Consider the following 16,452-nt stretch of genomic DNA (forward strand, 5'->3'; position numbering starts at 1 on the left):
TGCGCGCCAGCCTGAATTTTGTGTTGCTTACTCTTGCTACTACCTTAGCGCCACGCGAGGGCGATCCAGTAAGTCTTGAGCGCGATGAGGTAAGTCACGAGCAGCGGCACCCAGCGTACGTCGTGATACCAGAAAGCGATGGCTACAAACATCGCGATCGTTGTCCCCATCTTGAGCGCTTCGCCGATCATCCAGCTCATCACTGTTTCGGCGCCGCTCAGCGTTCTAAGTCGTGCCGCGAACAGCGCGCCCGGCACCCAGCAGATCGCTCCCCCCAGGAACGCGGACAGCGCAGCAGCGCCCGGCGGCTTGTAGAACAGCCACCACACCAGCGTAGCACCCAGGGACAAAACCATTTGCGCCACCACGACCTTGAAAGGCGTGACGCGCGATGGACGACTCACATTCGGACCAAACAGCTTTTCAGCCTCAGCCCGCGTAAGCGGAACGATATTGTTATCTTGTTGCTCGACATCCCACGCATCGTCAGTTGTAACGTGCTGACCGGTGGACGCAACGGAAACGGTGCGTTCAGCGCGGTGGTCGTCACGCCCATTCTTCGGCGCTTGATTCGACGTTTTAACCGCCATCGCAGTGTTCCGAAAGTCTTGTTCCAGCCCGCGAGCTTACGCTGCGCTTACGGGGTTGCCGTGCAATTAAATCCGGGCGATTGTAAGCGATAGTTGCAGGCAATTCAAGACTTTAGGCCGTTCAATAACCAGCATGAAAACGGCCGCCACGATGCGGGAACGCGATCTGGGGCGGTGCGTACACGGCAAATGTAAGGCGGCCGGGGGATGCCAAAACATGCGCGATGAATCAGGTCGCTTGAAGTGCGCGGATGCGTCGTTTCGACGCTGCTACGGACGTCTCAAAAATGCAACAGACGATGTTTTTTGCCACCTTTGGTAGACATGAGGGACGGCGCCGGGTAACAGCGCGACGATGATTGCAGGTCACTATCCCTCCCATGGCGACCAAACATCACCGGAGGCTGCCCTCCGTCCTGACGGTCGACGCAACGTGCAGTCAGGTGCCTGCCACCTCATGCCGATCCTACCCTGCCCTCACACCCCGCCAATCCGCACGTTGGCATCCAACGCCCGCTGCCAGATCCCAGTCCGTGAAAGGACGGAGTATGCAAAACCCGTTGCAGCGTCGCGGCAGCGAGGCCAAGCCTGCGCGGCCAATTCAACTCACCGCACAATCCGGCCACGTCTGCATCGCCACGAAAATATCCGCGCAAACTGATACATCGCAATCCTTATTATTAAACACGGCATATAGTTAGGTATCCAACTGATATTCACATGGGTTATCGATCGAGCAGGGAGACCATCAAACTAGCAACGTTTGCGGCCGATACGACCGCTGACCCACCGCTACCGCCGAAAAACACACCAGGCACGCCAAACAGCTTGCGAGCGAGAGCCGGAAACCAGACCCAGTCAGGCCGCAAGCACGTTCAACATCCTTCACATTCAACGCGCCACGATCAGGCCGTAGCGTTACCACGCAACCGCACAAGAATCCCCTCTAACGCGTCCAGATCGCCGAAGTCCACCAGCACCTGGCCACGGCCGCGCCGGCCGAGCTTGATCTTTACCGTTGCGGCGAGCAGATCGGACAATTCTTCCTCAAGCCGTCGCGTGTCACGGCCGCCGTCCTGATTCGCTCGCGCCTTCACCGCAGGCGCAACCTTGGTCGTCGTCGTCACCAGCTTTTCGGTTTCGCGTACCGACATGCGCTTGTTGACGACCTGGTTGGCCAACGTGATCTGCGTCGCGGCGTCGACGGCCAGTAGCGCGCGTGCATGCCCCATGTCGAGATCGCCGGCCAGCAGCATCGTCTGCACCGGCGACGCCAGATTCAGCAAACGCAGCAAGTTCGATACAGCGCTGCGCGAACGGCCAACCGATTCGGCCGCCTGTTCGTGCGTGAAATTGAACTCGTCGAGCAGGCGTTGAATACCCTGCGCTTCTTCCAGCGGATTCAGATCTTCGCGCTGAATATTCTCAATCAGCGCCATCGCAGCGGCGGCCTGGTCCGGCACGTCCCTCACCAGCACCGGCACCTCATTGAGACCGGCGATGCGTGCCGCACGGAAGCGCCGCTCGCCGGCGATGATCTCGTACTTATCCGCCGATACCGGCCGCACAAGGATAGGCTGCATGAGCCCCTGAGCACGGATACTGGCGGCCAATTCCTGCAACGCGCCCTCGTCCATGCGCGTACGCGGCTGGTACTTGCCGGCCTGCAGCTTACTGAGTGGCAGCACGTTCGGTGCACCCTCAATCACGACGGCCTCGGTAATATCCGCACTGCCACCCAGCAATGCTTCCAGACCGCGGCCCAACCCTTTCTTTCTTGCTACTGCGTTCATCGTGCTTCCTTGATCCGCTTAGGACGCCTGGGGCGCGTCATTCAATGTGCGCACCCGCTCAATCATCTCTGCACCGAACTGCACATACGCCTGCGCGCCGCGCGAGGCCTTATCGAACACAACGCCCGGCAACCCGTAGCTAGGCGCTTCGGCAAGACGTACGTTGCGCGGGATCACCACATCGAACACCTTGTCGCCAAAGTGCTCTTTCAATTGATCCGAGACTTGTTGTTGCAAGGTGATGCGCGGATCGAACATCACGCGCAGCAGGCCGATCACCTTCAGGTCGCGATTCAGGTTCGCGTGCACCTGCTTGATCGTGTTGACCAGGTCGGACAGTCCCTCAAGCGCGAAGTACTCGCATTGCATCGGGATCACTACGCCATGGGCGGCGCACAGACCATTGAGCGTCAGCAGTGACAGAGCCGGCGGGCAGTCGATCAGCACGAAGTCATATTCGCTTTCGACCTCCGCCAAGGCGACTTTCAGTTGACGCTCGCGATGCTGCACGCTGACCAGTTCGACTTCGGCACCCGCCAGTTCGCGGTTCGCTGGCAGCACGTCGTAGCCGACGGCTTCCGGACGCACTCGCGCATCCGCCACGGCTACGCCATCCACAAGCACTTCGTAGACGGTGTTCGTACACGCAGCCTTGTCGACACCGCTACCCATCGTGGCGTTGCCCTGCGGGTCCAGATCGATGAGAAGGACTCGCTGTCCCTGCGCTGCCAGGCTCGCGGCCAGATTGACTGCCGTCGTCGTCTTGCCGACGCCGCCCTTCTGGTTCGCAACGCAGAAGATTTTTGCCATCGTTGGTGTGTCCCTTTTGCTGCTTGAATAAAGTAGAAAGCGCTCGTGGTATGCGGTGCGCGCCTGGCACCTACTGATGGCAGCCCTCAGCTGCCCTCGTCCACCCGCACCTTGATCAGATGCCGCTCCGCGTCGAGCGACGGCACATTCAGCCGGATAATCTGTTCCACGTGGGCACCCGCTGGCAGGCGCTCGATCTCACCATCCGGACGCACACCCTTCATCGCCCAGATCGCACCCTGCTCCGCAACGAGATGACGGGCCAGTGTAACGAAATCCGCGAGCTCTGCGAATGCACGCGACACGATTACGTCGAACTTTGCCGCTACTTCGGCGCCCGACCGCAAGGTCTCGACGCGGCCCGTGACGACCGACAGATTCGCAAGACCGAGTTCCGCTTTGGCCTGGGCCTGAAAAGCCGTCTTCTTGTGCACGATGTCGTTCACGGTGACGGTCCATTCAGGCAGGACGATGGCCAGCACGATACCAGGCAAGCCGCCACCGGAGCCCACGTCCAGCACCGAAGACGCGCCGCGCGTAGCCAGATGAGGCACGATCGAAAGCGAATCCAGGATGTGCTGGATGAGCATCTGCCGAGGGTCGCGAATCGCCGTCAGGTTATAGACGGCATTCCATTTGGACAGCAGCGAAACGTAGTCGAGCAGTTTGCCGAGTTGCGCCTCGCTGAGATCGAGGCCGAGCTCGCGGACGCCGTCCGCTAGCAGCGGCGCCAAAGCCTCACTACTGCTTCCCTTCTGACCCACCGTCATTGCACCACCGGCGTGCTATCGGCGCCGGGTTCGGCGGGTTTCGTCGAACGGCGTCCCAAGCCACGCTTCAGGTGAACCATCAGCAAGGAGATCGCCGCCGGTGTAATGCCGGAGATACGCGACGCCTGGCCGATGGTTTCAGGGCGGAATTGCGTCAGCTTCTGACGCGCTTCAAACGACAGCCCTCTTACTTCGGCGTAGTCCAATCCCTCAGGCAACCGCGTACTTTCGTGCGATTCATTCCGCTCGATCTCATCGGCCTGGCGGTCGATATAGCCTTGATACTTGGTGCCGATCTCGATCTGCTCCTTGATCTGGGCGAGCAGAACGTCGTCTTCGGCCAGCGTCTCAGGCGCAGCACATGCACCCGCGCGCAAACCGCAGACGCCGTCATACGTCACGCCCGGACGACGCAACAGATCCGCCAAACTGTATTCGTGGTCGATCGGCTTGCCGAGCAATGCCGTCGCTTCTTCGGCCGGCAGCGTCTTGGGGTTGACCCACGTCGTGCGAAGGCGCTCTGTTTCACGTGAAACAGCATCGCGTTTGCGGCTGAATGCGTCCCACCGGGCGTCATCGACCGCTCCGAGCTGACGGCCAACCTCCGTCAGACGTATATCGGCGTTGTCTTCGCGCAGGCTCAGACGGTATTCGGCGCGGCTCGTGAACATGCGATACGGCTCGGACACCCCTTGCGTCACCAGGTCGTCGACCAGAACGCCCAAGTAGGCCTGATCGCGGCGTGGGCACCATGCGTCCTTGCCCTGCACGTGCAAGCCGGCGTTGATCCCCGCCAGCAAACCTTGTGCAGCCGCTTCCTCGTAGCCGGTCGTGCCATTGATCTGGCCCGCAAAGAACAGCCCGTTGATCACCTTGGTTTCCAGCGATGCCTTCAACCCACGCGGATCGAAGTAGTCGTACTCGATGGCATAGCCCGGCCGCAGAATATGCGCATGCTCCAGACCACGCATCGAACGCACGAGTTCCAGTTGCACGTCGAACGGCAGGCTGGTGGAAATCCCATTGGGATAGAACTCGTTTGTCGTCAGTCCTTCCGGTTCGAGGAAGATCTGATGCGATTCCTTTGACGCGAAACGGTGAATCTTGTCTTCGATCGACGGGCAGTACCGCGGCCCCACTCCTTCGATCACGCCCGTGTACATCGGTGAGCGGTCGAGACCACCACGGATGATGTCGTGCGTGCGCTCATTCGTATGCGTAACCCAGCACGGCACTTGACGCGGATGCTGCTCGACGCGCCCCAGAAACGAGAAAACCGGCACCGGGTCCAGATCGCCCGGCTGTTCTTCTAGCTTCGAAAAGTCGATTGTCCGACCGTCGATACGCGGCGGCGTCCCGGTCTTAAGGCGGCCTTGCGGCAGCTTCAGCTCTTTGAGTCGGCCAGACAGCGACACCGCTGCCGGATCGCCAGCACGGCCACCGGTGTAGTTGTTCAAACCCACGTGAATCTTGCCGTCGAGGAACGTCCCGGCCGTCAGCACGACTGCGCGCGAGCGGAAACGAATCCCCACCTGCGTCACCGCGCCGACCACCCGGTCGCCTTCCACCATCAGATCGTCGACCGCTTGCTGGAACAGCCACAGGTTCGGCTGATTTTCCAGCCGATGCCGGATCGCCTGCTTGTACAGCAGACGGTCCGCCTGCGCGCGCGTCGCGCGAACGGCAGGCCCCTTCGACGAATTGAGGATGCGGAACTGGATCCCGCCCTCGTCCGTCGCAGCCGCCATCGCACCGCCCAGCGCATCGACTTCCTTCACTAGATGGCCTTTACCAATCCCGCCGATGGACGGATTGCAGCTCATCTGACCGAGCGTTTCGATGTTGTGCGTCAGCAGGAGCGTCGTATTGCCCATGCGTGCCGAGGCCAAGGCGGCCTCAGTGCCCGCGTGACCGCCGCCGACGACGATTACGTCAAATTCTGTGGGAAAAAGCATCGCGGATCTCACGCCAGCTCGTCGCGTGAGCCTTTCAAAGGAAAATGTATGGGCGAATTATAACGGGTTCGGTTTAGGCCCGAACTTCGGCCGAATGGCCAGACAAGAAAAAAGCGGTGTGTTTCACGTGAAACACACCGCTTTGAACCGCAGCGACCTGAACGAAAATGGAGAATTAAGCCACTTTCTTGGCCAACCCAAGATACGTCTCGATCACGCGTGGATTCTGCGCCAGATCCGCAGCCAGCCCTTCCAGCGCCAACTCTCCAGTTTCAAGCACATAGCCGTAGTCGGAGATCTGGAGCGCGGCACGCGCATTCTGCTCGATCAGCAGCGTGGCCACACCCGTCTGCCGCAGCGCACTAATAATGTGGAAAATTTCCTTCACGATCAGCGGCGCGAGACCCAGGCTCGGCTCGTCGAGCATCAACAGATCGGGCTTGCCCATCAACGCACGGCCGACTGCGAGCATCTGTCGCTCGCCACCGGACAAAGTCCCAGCTGCCTGCTTCCGTCGCTCTTTCAAGCGAGGAAAAAGCGTAAAGACCGGCTCGAGCTGATCGAGAAAGTTGCGCTCCCCTGCCCGCTTGCGCCGATACGCGCCGAGGACCAGATTGTCTTCAACAGTCATCGACGCAAACAGCTCGCGCTTTTCCGGCACCAGGCACATGCCGCGCGCGACCCGCTTTTCAACCGGCACAGCGCTGACGTCTTCACCCTGATAGAGGACCGAGCCCTTCGCATGCCCCGTCGTCGGCAGTGCGCCCATGATCGCGTTCAGCAACGTGGACTTGCCCGCGCCGTTCGGACCAATCACCGAGACAATCTGACCAGGCCGCACCTTGATTGCCGCGCCGTGCAGCGCTTCGACCTTGCCATAGCGGACCGACAAACCGTTCACGTCGAGAATCGGCGCAGCATCATTCATCGTGTTCTCCATCACTCCACCCCGCCCAGATAGGCTTCGAGCACAGCCGGGTCCTGCTGGACATCCTGCGGCAAGCCTTCCGCGATACGCGTGCCGAACTCCATGACCACCAGTCGATCGGTGAGATTCATCACGAAATCCATATCGTGTTCGACCAGCAACACGCTCATGCCTTCGGCTTTGAGGCGGCGCAGCAAGTCCGCCAATTGCAGTTTTTCCTGATACCGCAGACCGGCGGCAGGTTCGTCGAGCAGTAGCAGAGTCGGGTCACAGCACAGCGCGCGAGCAATTTCGAGAATCCGCTGTTGCCCTAGCGCCAGGCTACCGGCCTCATCGTACATATGCTGTTCGAGTCCGACGCGGCGAATCTGGCGAGCCGCTTCGGCCATCAAGCGCGCTTCTTCCGCACCGTTCAGGCGCGCAACGCTGCGCCAAACGCCAGCCTGGCCGCGCAGATGCGCGCCGATCGCAACGTTCTCCAGCACCGTCATCCCCGGCAGCAGCTTGACGTGCTGGAACGTTCGACCAATGCCGCGCTTGACGATTTCACGTGAGCTCAGCGAATCGATGCGCTCGCCGCGAAAGGTGATTTCGCCGCTCGTCGCTTGCAGCACACCCGTGACCAGATTGAAGGTGGTCGACTTGCCCGCGCCGTTCGGCCCGATCAAACCGATGATCTGCCCTGCTTTCACCTCGAAGCTGACGTCGTTCACCGCGACCAGCCCGCCGAACTGCTTGCGCGCCTTATTCACCGTCAACAGGTTTTCGCCCGCCGCCGGCTTGCTGCGCTGCGGCAATGGCTCCGCATGATCCGACAGATGCGCACGCGGCCCCTTCGGGAAGAACCGCGCGACAAACGGCCAGACGCCTTGGCGAGCGTATTGCAGCAACAGCACCATCAGGATGCCGAATACGATCACTTCGAAGTTGCCGTTCTCGCCGAGCAGCTTCGGCAACAGCGTTTGCAGATAATCCTGCAATACGGTCAGGATCGCTGCACCGAGCACCGCGCCCCATACATGCGACACGCCCCCCACCACCGCCATGAACAGAAACTCGATGCCGTGGTTCAGACCAAAGGGCGTCGGATTCACCGCGCGTTGCAGGTGCGCATACAGGAAGCCCGAAATCGACGCCAACACCGCGGCATAGACGAAGATCACCACACGCATCCAGCCCGTGTTGACGCCCATCGCTTCGGCCATCATGCCGCCGCCGCGCAATGCGCGGATCGCCCGCCCTGGCCGGCTATTAAGCAGATTTTGAACAGAAATCACCGCGCCGAGCACCACCACCCAGATCAGGTAATAGATATGGCGGCCGGACTCCAGGTTGATACCAAAAACATTCAACACCGGAATCCCATTGATGCCGTCGTACTTGCCGAGCATCTCCAGATTGCCGAACAGATAGAACAGCGCGAGCCCCCACGCGATCGTGCCGAGCGGCAGAAAGTGACCCGATAGCCGCATCGTCACGAGCCCCAGCATCAGCGCGATCAACGCCGTCACCACCACGCCCGCGATCAGAGCGAGCCATGGCGACACGCCGTACGCGGTCGTCAGATACGCGGTCGCATACGCGCCGATGCCGACGAACGCCGCCTGCCCGAAGCTCGTCATCCCGCCGATACCCGTCAGCAGCACGAGACCGATCGCGACGATCGAATACAGGCCGATGTAGTTGAGCAGCGTCACCCAGTACTCGGGCACATGAATCGGATGCGGCAGCACCGGCAACGCGAACAGCACCACGAGGAACAACCAGAAGAACTTGTTTTGCATGATCCGTTTCATCGTGTCACTCCTCTTCCTCTTCCGAGTGCGGGCTGGCCAGACTCCGCCACAACAGCACCGGGATGATCAGCGTGAACACGATCACTTCCTTATAGGCGCTCGCCCAGAACGACGAATACGACTCCAGAAGACCGACGAGGATCGAACCCGCGGCTGCCAGCGGATAGCTGACCAGGCCGCCGATAATCGCTCCCACAAAGCCCTTCAAACCGATCAGGAAGCCCGAGTCGTAGTAGATGGTGGTCAAGGGTGCGACAAGGATGCCGCACAGCGCACCGAGGCCCGCCGCGAGCGTGAACGCGAGGCGCCCTGCTTGCGTCGTGCCGATGCCGACGAGCCGCGCGCCGAGTCGGTTCACCGATGTCGCGCGCAAAGCCTTGCCGGAGATCGAGCGATCGAAGTACAGATACAGCGCGCCGATCAGTACAACCGCCGTGCCGACCACCCACAGGCTTTGTCCGGAAATCGACAGCGTGCCGAGGTTGAAGGTCGCATCGGAGAACGCCGTAGTACGCGAGCCTTCCGCACCGAACATCACGAGCCCGAGGCCGACCATCGCAAAGTGCACCGCCACGGCGACGATCAACAGCAGCAGCGTGGTCGCCTCCGCGATGGGCTCGTACGCGAGCCGGTAGACGAATGGCCCCATCGGAATCACGATCAGCAGCGTCAGCGCGATCTGCGCGATCATCGGCAGCGGATGCAGGAAAACACCCTGCGTGAGCGCGTATACGGCAGTCGGAAACAGCAGATATTTGCCGACCAGCATCACCAGCGTGCGCGCCGCATGCCGGCGTCTTTCGGGATGCCGCACCAGCCCCGCTATCTCGACGACAAAGCATGCCGCGCCCATCGCCATCAACAACCAGCACGTGGCCGGAAATTTTTGTGTCTGCAGTGCAGCGAGCGTCAACGCGCCGTACGAAACAAACTCGCCCTGCGGGATGAAGATCACCCGCGTCACGGAGAACACCAGCACTAGCGCAAGCGCGAGCAGCGCGTAGATCGCGCCGGTGGTGATGCCGTCCTGCGCGAGGATCGCCGCAATTGATAGATCCATACTTCCTCGTCCTGAAGCGTCGAAGTCAAAACCGGGAACAGTCGTGGCGGCAGAACCCGCGGCCGGCCACTAACCAGCGATGCCTGAAAAAGCGACCGCCGCGCCGGAATACGGCGCAGCGGTCGTTGCCATTGTCATCGAACAGAATGGCAATGCGGCGTCATGCGCTGCATGCTGCGCGAGAGGCGCGTACCGTTTTTGTTGTTAGTCGTTCAGCAGCTTCCACTTGCCGTTGACGATCTGCACGATCACGCGTGCGCGCTTGTCGAGGCCGTTGTGGTCAGTCGTCGTGGTGTTCATGATGCCGTGCGAAACCGGCAGCTCCTTGATGTTTTCAAGCGCGCTGCGCAGTGCCACGCGGAACGCTTCGCTGCCCGGTCGAGCGGTCTTCAGCGCGACCGGAATCGCGGCCTGCAGCATCTGGCCGGCGTCCCATGCGTGACCGCCGAAGGTCGCCACCGAGCCCGCGCCATACGCTTTCTCATACGCATCCTTGTAGGCTTCCGACGACTTCTTCACCGGATTCGAATCCGGCAGTTGATCGGCCACGAGGATCGGACCGGCCGGCAGGAGTTCGCCTTCGCAATCCTTGCCGCACACGCGCAGGAAGTCGTTGTTGGCGACGCCGTGCGTCTGGTAGACCTTGCCCTTGTAGCCGCGCTCCTTGAGCGTCTTGGCCGGCAGCGCCGACGGCGTGCCCGCGCCCGCGATCAGCACCGCATCCGGGTTCGCGCCCATCGTCTTCAACACCTGGCCGGTCACTGAGGCATCGGTGCGGTTAAAGCGTTCATTGGAGACGATCTTCAGATGGTGTGCCGCGGCGGCCACAGTGAAGACGTTGTTCCAGCCGTCTCCGTACGCATCCGCAAAGCCGATGAAGCCGACCGTCTTCACGCCGTGACGCTCCATGTAGTCGGCGATCGCGTCAGCCATCAGACTGTCGTTTTGCGGTGGCTTGAAGGCCCATGCGCGCTTGGCGTCCATCGGCGAAATAATCGCGGCCGATGCCGCCAGCGAGATCATCGGCGTCTTGCCTTCGGACGCTGCGTCGAGCATCGCCAGCGAATTCGGCGTGACGGTCGAACCGACGATGGCGTCGACGTGGTCTTCGTCGATCAGCTTGCGCGTGTTCTGCACGGCCTTACCGGTGTCCGATCCATCGTCGAGGATGATGTATTGCACGGTCTTGCCACCGATCTCTTTCGGCAGAAGCGCGATCGTGTTCTTTTCAGGAATCCCGAGCGATGCAGCCGGCCCCGTGGTGGACAGCGTGACGCCGATTTTCACCTGTGCGAAGGCGGCACCCGCGCCGCACATCAACGCCATCGCGATACCGGTGCGTACCCATTGCTTTGTCTTTTTCATGCAAGTCTCCAAACGCTTTGAAGCGCGTATCTGTAATCCGGCGCACGGGCCGGGTGTCTGAATCTAGTTATAGGGTTCAGGCATGCCAAGCATGGTTTTCCCTGCTCAGCATCAACGCCGTCGCCGTTCTGGTGCAACTCCCCTGCTGCGAACCACTACTGCGATTTCTAATGCTCGAAACACTAACATGTTAGTAGTATTGCGTTCTGCATCATTCACGGTCAATAGACTGTCGCCCGAATGCGGGTTTGTCCTGAAACGGGCCGCTTAGGCCGCGCTTTGACCGCGTTTTCATCTCCGATCTTTCGCTTATCCAACACGCTTCAAGCGTCGCCACTCATCAAATGCGGGCAATAAAAAAGACGCGGCAACTGCACGCGTCTTTTTTGAGTGGGTTCCGTATCGTTTCGCCTTCGCTCAGTCGCCGGACAGCTTCCACTTGCCGCCGGCGATCTCAACCATCACACGCGCCCGCTGGTCGAGACCAGCGTGGTCGTTCATGCTCATGTTGAAGATGCCGTGGGAAGCGGGCATGTCTTTCGTGTTTTCGAGTGCCGCACGTAGCGCTTCGCGGAACGCAGGCGTGCCCGGCTGACCTTTCTTCAACGCAAGCGGGATCGCGCGTTGCAACAGCAAGCCTGCATCCCATGCGTGACCGCCGAATGTCGAGACCGAACCGGCGCCGTACGCAGCTTCATATGCATGCTTGTATGCGAGCGCGGTCTTCTTCACCGGGTTCGAATCGGGCAACTGGTCAGCGACCAGCAGCGGACCGGCCGGCAGATAGGTGCCTTCGCAATCCTTGCCGCACACGCGCAGGAAGTCGTTATTGGCGATGCCGTGCGTCTGATAGTACTTGCCCTTATAGCCGCGTTCCTTGAGCGTTTTCTGCGGCAACGCGGCCGGTGTGCCCGCGCCGGCGATCAGCACCGCATCTGGATTTTGCGACATGATCTTCAGCACCTGGCCGGTCACTGAAGCATCGTTGCGTGCGAAGCGTTCGTTCGCGACGATCTTGATCTTCGCGAGATCGGCGGCCTTGCCGAATTCCTTGAACCAGCTCTCGCCATAGGCGTCGGCAAAGCCGATGAACCCAACCGTCTTCACACCGTGATTCGCCATATGCTGCGCGATCGCGGTGGCCATCAGAATGTCGTTTTGCGGCGTCTTGAAAACCCACGCGCGCTTCGCATCCATCGGTTCGACGATGCTCGCCGCGGCGGCCATGGAGATCATCGGTGTGGTGCTTTCGGCAGCCACGTCGATCATGGCCAGCGAGTTCGGCACGACGGTCGAGCCGATCAGCGCATCCACATGATCTTCGCTGGTGAGCTTGCGTGCGTTCTTAACGGCCTGGGTCGAATCCGTCGCATCGTCGAGTACGATGTAGTCGATTTTCTGCCCTGCCACTTCTTTCGGCAGCAGCGCGATCGTGTTCTTTTCCGGAATACCAAGCGACGCAGCCGGCCCCGTTGCCGACACCGTGACGCCGATTTTTACATCCGCGAATGCGTGGCCGCTCCATGCCGCGGATACCCCGGTGGCGACCAATGCCGCGCTCATCCAACGCAATGCCGACTTCATCCCGCTCCTCTGTCTACCCCGTTATTCGTTTGAATTCAAATCCGCAGATTCGAATCACCGACCGCTCGGTCGGCGAATGGCAAGTTTAGCGGACGAAAGCCCCGCGCTGCAAGCATTTTGCAGGGTAACGGCAGATGAAATTGGGGGTGGCTCGGTGAATAAAAAAGGGGCACCGAATTAGCGGGCAAATTGAATGGCGAATAATGAAAAGCACAAATAAAAAGCGCTGTTGGATATCAATCCAACAGCGCTTTCGTCTGGGCACTGAGTGCCTCATTGTCTCCTCGTTCTCCACCTGCAAAATTCGTGGTGCATCAGAACTGCATGAAGATTAAACGAGCACCCTCCCCCTTACAACTAGCAATTACCCTAGTGGTGCACTGCGGCACAAATGTGGGGCACGTTCTGTGCCGATTTAGCGCGAGCCTGACCCGCGCGCAACGCAAAATCCAGCCTGGCCGACTTCACGAGCGCCGAATTATATCGGATGCCAAAGCAATTTAAAATTCAGTGCCGCTTCAGGCCCGCAATGGCCGCACTCTCGCGATGATCTCACCGACAATCCCGCGCCGGAACGCCAGCACGCAGGCAATGAAAATCATGCCCGTTACGATGGTCACGGATTCGCCCAGCGAGCGGAACCATTCGACGCCCGTCGACGAAGCCAGTGCCGTACCGATATCGCCGAGCCGGTCTTCGAGCGCAACGATCAGCGCCGCGCCGAGCAGCGGCCCGAACAGCGTCCCCATGCCACCAACGAGCGTCATCAGGATCACGAGACCCGACATGGTCCAGTACGCGTCGCTCAGCGTTTCGAAGCCCTGCACCAGTACCTTGAGCGAACCCGCCAGACCGGCGATCCCCGCGGACAGAATGAACGCCAGCAGCTTGAAGCGATCGGTGTCGTAACCGAGCGACACGGCGCGCGGCTCGTTTTCCTTGATCGCCACCAGCACCTGCCCGAAAGGCGAGTGCACGATCCGCACGATCAGCAGGAATGCCAGCACCATCACGGCCAGCACGACAAAGTACAGCGTCACGTCCGACGACAGATCCAGCAAGCCGAACAGCTTGCCGCGCGGCACGCCCTGCAGGCCGTCCTCGCCGTGCGTGAACGGCGCTTGCAGGAACACGAAGTAGACCATCTGCGCGAGCGCCAGCGTCACCATCGCAAAGTAGATGCCCTGCCGGCGGATCGCGAACAGGCCGACCACCAGCCCAAGCAACGTTGCCGTGGCCGTGCCCGCCACCACGCCGAGCTCCGGAGAGAAGCCAAGCGTCTGCATCGCATAACCGGTGACGTAACCGGCCGAGGCGAGAAACATTGCGTGACCGAACGAGAGCAGCCCCGTGTAGCCAATCAGCAGATTGAAGGCCGCGGCGAACAACGCGAAGCACAGCACCTTCATGACGAAGAGCGGATAGATGCCGAGCACGGGCACCGCGAGAAGCACGATCAGCAGCAGACCGTAGAGCACTTTTCTCTGCATTATTTTTCCTTGCCGAAGAGACCCGCCGGGCGCACCAGCAACACGAGCGCCATGATCACGAACACGACGGTCGCCGACGCTTCCGGGTAAAACACACGCGTCAGCCCTTCGATCACGCCAAGCAGCAGGCCGGTCAGGATCGAGCCCATGATCGAACCCATGCCGCCGATCACGACCACCGCGAACACGGTGATGATCATCGGCTGGCCCATCAACGGCGAGACCTGAATCACTGGCGCGGCAAGCACGCCGGCGAATGCCGCCAGCGCGACGCCGAAGCCATAGGTGAGCGTGATCATCAACGGCACGTTGACACCGAACGCCTCGACCAGTTTCGGATTCTCGGTACCCGCGCGCAGATAGGCGCCGAGGCGCGTCTTCTCGATGACGAACCACGTGGCAAAGCAGACCACGAGCGACGCCACCACCACCCACGCGCGATAGTTCGGCAGGAACATGAAGCCGAGATCGGTCGCGCCGGAGAGCGCAGAGGGCACGTCGTACGGCTGGCCGGACGAACCATAAATCGACCGGAACACGCCTTCGACAACCAGCGTGAGCCCGAAAGTGAGCAGCAGCCCATACAGATGATCGAGCTTGTACAGCCAGCGCAGCATCGAGCGTTCGATCACCATGCCGAAAACGCCCACGATCAGCGGCGCGAGCACCAGCATCACCCAGTACGGCAGGCCGAAATACGACAGGCCCATCCACGCGAGCATCGCGCCGAGCATGAACAACGCGCCGTGCGCGAAATTGATCACGTTAAGCAAGCCGAAGATCACCGCCAGACCCAGGCTGAGAATCGCATAGAACGAGCCGTTCACGAGCCCCAGCAGCAGCTGGCTCAGCATCGCCGGTAGCGGAACGCCAAAGATTTCCATTGAAGCCTTAATCCCTTAAGCCATCATCAGGGTGAGATCGGTTACGTATGATCCCGCCGGCGTGCGACCAGCGAGTCATCCGCCCGATCGCGCGCGGCATATGAAGCAGCCGGCCGCCAGTCTGTGTACCCAAACGGCGCTATGTATTTCCCGCCAGGCAATGCAGACAGACGGTCAGCTGGTTATCAGTCAGCGCTCATTTCCACGTCGCGCAGCGCGTTTCAGCCTTGGTCGTGAACGCCTGCTCGCCGGGAATCGTCGCAGTGATCTTGTAGTAGTCCCACGGCTCTTTGGATTCGGCCGGCGTCTTCACCTGCATCAGGTACATATCGTGGATCATGCTGCCGTCCTGACGGATGTAGCCCTTCGCGTAGAAGTCGTCGATCTTGGCCTTCTTCAGTTGCGCCATCACCTTGTCAGAGTCGGTCGAGCCGACCGTCTGCACGGCCTTCAGGTAAGTCATGGTTGCGGAGTAGTCAGCAGCCTGCAGGCTCGACGGCATCTTCTTCATCTTGTCGAAGTAGCGCCGCGCCCACGCGCGCGTGGTGGCGTCCTTGTTCCAGTACCAGCTGTCCGTCAGCACCAGGCCTTGGGTCGTTTCCAGACCCAGACTGTGGACGTCGTCGATAAACATCAGCAGTGCGGCCAGCTTCATCGTCTTCGTGATACCGAATTCCTTGGCGGCCTTGATCGAGTTGATCGTGTCGCCGCCGGCGTTGGCGAGGCCGAGGATCTGCGCCTTCGACGCTTGCGCCTGCAACAGGAACGACGAAAAATCCGATGCCGAAAGCGGATGACGCACGGCACCCAGTACCTGGCCGCCGTTAGCCTTCACCACGTCCGACGTATTCTTTTCGAGCGCCTTGCCGAACGCGTAGTCAGCGGTCAGGAAGTACCACGTCTTGCCACCCTGCTTCGTCACCGCCGAGCCCGTGCCCTTGGCGAGCGCCGTCGTGTCGTACGCGTAGTGGATCGTATACGGTGTGCACTGCTCGTTGGTCAGGGTGTCGGCGCCCGCGCCGATGCTGATATAGACCTTGTGCTTCTCACCGGCCACGGTGTTCATCGACAGCCCGGTTGCCGAATTCGTGCCGCCGATCAGCAGATCGACGCCGTCCCGATCGAACCATTCGCGCGCCCGCGACGCCGCGATGTCGGCCTTGTTCTGGTGATCGGCATAGACCACGGAGATCGGCTTGCCATTGACCTTGCCACCGAAGTCGGCCACGGCCATGCGGATCGCTTCGAGACCGCCCTGGCCATCAATATCCGCATACAGACCCGACATGTCGGTGATGAAGCCGATCTTCACGGCATCGTCAGCGGCCTGCGCGCTGCCCATCGTCAACGCGGCGCCGGCGGCAACCGCGAAACATAGTGTGGCAAGCCGCGCGAGTGGGTTCTTTTTCATTTCTGTCTCCTGGTTT

13 protein-coding genes are annotated in these 16,452 nt (G+C 60.7%); all 13 read right to left on the bottom strand.

All coding sequences use genetic code 11. From position 1 onward, the window contains the following. Window positions 1–44: 44 nt before the first annotated feature. Window positions 45–590 (bottom strand): ATP synthase subunit I, encoded by a 546-nt coding sequence (locus PQQ86_RS19315; RefSeq protein ID WP_054038579.1) that lies wholly within the window; start codon window positions 588–590, stop codon window positions 45–47. A 905-nt stretch (window positions 591–1,495) separates the two neighbouring features. Continuing rightward, window positions 1,496–2,383, bottom strand: a complete 888-nt coding sequence (locus PQQ86_RS19320; RefSeq protein WP_093634488.1) for a ParB/RepB/Spo0J family partition protein — start codon at window positions 2,381–2,383, stop codon at window positions 1,496–1,498. 18 nt (window positions 2,384–2,401) lie between these two features. Then, window positions 2,402–3,193, bottom strand: a complete 792-nt coding sequence (locus PQQ86_RS19325) for a ParA family protein (RefSeq protein ID WP_408269783.1) — start codon at window positions 3,191–3,193, stop codon at window positions 2,402–2,404. An 86-nt stretch (window positions 3,194–3,279) separates the two neighbouring features. Next, window positions 3,280–3,963 (bottom strand): 16S rRNA (guanine(527)-N(7))-methyltransferase RsmG, encoded by a 684-nt coding sequence (gene rsmG, locus PQQ86_RS19330; protein WP_408269785.1) that lies wholly within the window; start codon window positions 3,961–3,963, stop codon window positions 3,280–3,282. Then, window positions 3,960–5,918: a tRNA uridine-5-carboxymethylaminomethyl(34) synthesis enzyme MnmG gene (gene mnmG / locus PQQ86_RS19335; protein WP_408269788.1), complete on the bottom strand. Its 1,959-nt coding sequence runs from the start codon at window positions 5,916–5,918 to the stop codon at window positions 3,960–3,962. Before mnmG ends, rsmG begins: the two co-directional genes overlap by 4 nt. Before the next feature lie 175 nt (window positions 5,919–6,093). After that, entirely contained in the window at window positions 6,094–6,846 is a 753-nt protein-coding gene (locus PQQ86_RS19340) for an ABC transporter ATP-binding protein (protein WP_408269791.1), read from the bottom strand. 11 nt (window positions 6,847–6,857) lie between these two features. After that, entirely contained in the window at window positions 6,858–8,642 is a 1,785-nt protein-coding gene (locus PQQ86_RS19345; RefSeq protein WP_408269794.1) for a branched-chain amino acid ABC transporter ATP-binding protein/permease, read from the bottom strand. Window positions 8,643–8,646: 4 nt separating this feature from the next. Beyond that, a complete protein-coding gene (locus PQQ86_RS19350; protein ID WP_408269797.1) occupies window positions 8,647–9,702 on the bottom strand; it encodes a branched-chain amino acid ABC transporter permease in 1,056 nt (351 codons plus the stop codon). Window positions 9,703–9,906: 204 nt separating this feature from the next. Beyond that, a complete protein-coding gene (locus PQQ86_RS19355; RefSeq protein WP_408269800.1) occupies window positions 9,907–11,067 on the bottom strand; it encodes an ABC transporter substrate-binding protein in 1,161 nt (386 codons plus the stop codon). A gap of 417 nt (window positions 11,068–11,484) precedes the next feature. After that, window positions 11,485–12,651, bottom strand: a complete 1,167-nt coding sequence (locus PQQ86_RS19360; protein ID WP_408269804.1) for an ABC transporter substrate-binding protein — start codon at window positions 12,649–12,651, stop codon at window positions 11,485–11,487. 518 nt (window positions 12,652–13,169) lie between these two features. Continuing rightward, window positions 13,170–14,141, bottom strand: coding sequence for a branched-chain amino acid ABC transporter permease (locus tag PQQ86_RS19365; RefSeq protein WP_408269807.1), 972 nt, complete (start codon window positions 14,139–14,141; stop codon window positions 13,170–13,172). Continuing rightward, entirely contained in the window at window positions 14,141–15,025 is an 885-nt protein-coding gene (locus tag PQQ86_RS19370; RefSeq protein WP_408269810.1) for a branched-chain amino acid ABC transporter permease, read from the bottom strand. Before PQQ86_RS19370 ends, PQQ86_RS19365 begins: the two co-directional genes overlap by 1 nt. A gap of 196 nt (window positions 15,026–15,221) precedes the next feature. Then, complete coding sequence (locus PQQ86_RS19375; protein ID WP_408269813.1) at window positions 15,222–16,436, bottom strand: ABC transporter substrate-binding protein; 1,215 nt, start codon at window positions 16,434–16,436, stop codon at window positions 15,222–15,224. Window positions 16,437–16,452: the final 16 nt, after the last annotated feature.

Origin of the sequence: Paraburkholderia sediminicola, assembly GCF_046026675.1 — a bacterium.
GTDB classification, from domain to species: Bacteria; Pseudomonadota; Gammaproteobacteria; order Burkholderiales; family Burkholderiaceae; genus Paraburkholderia; species Paraburkholderia sediminicola_F.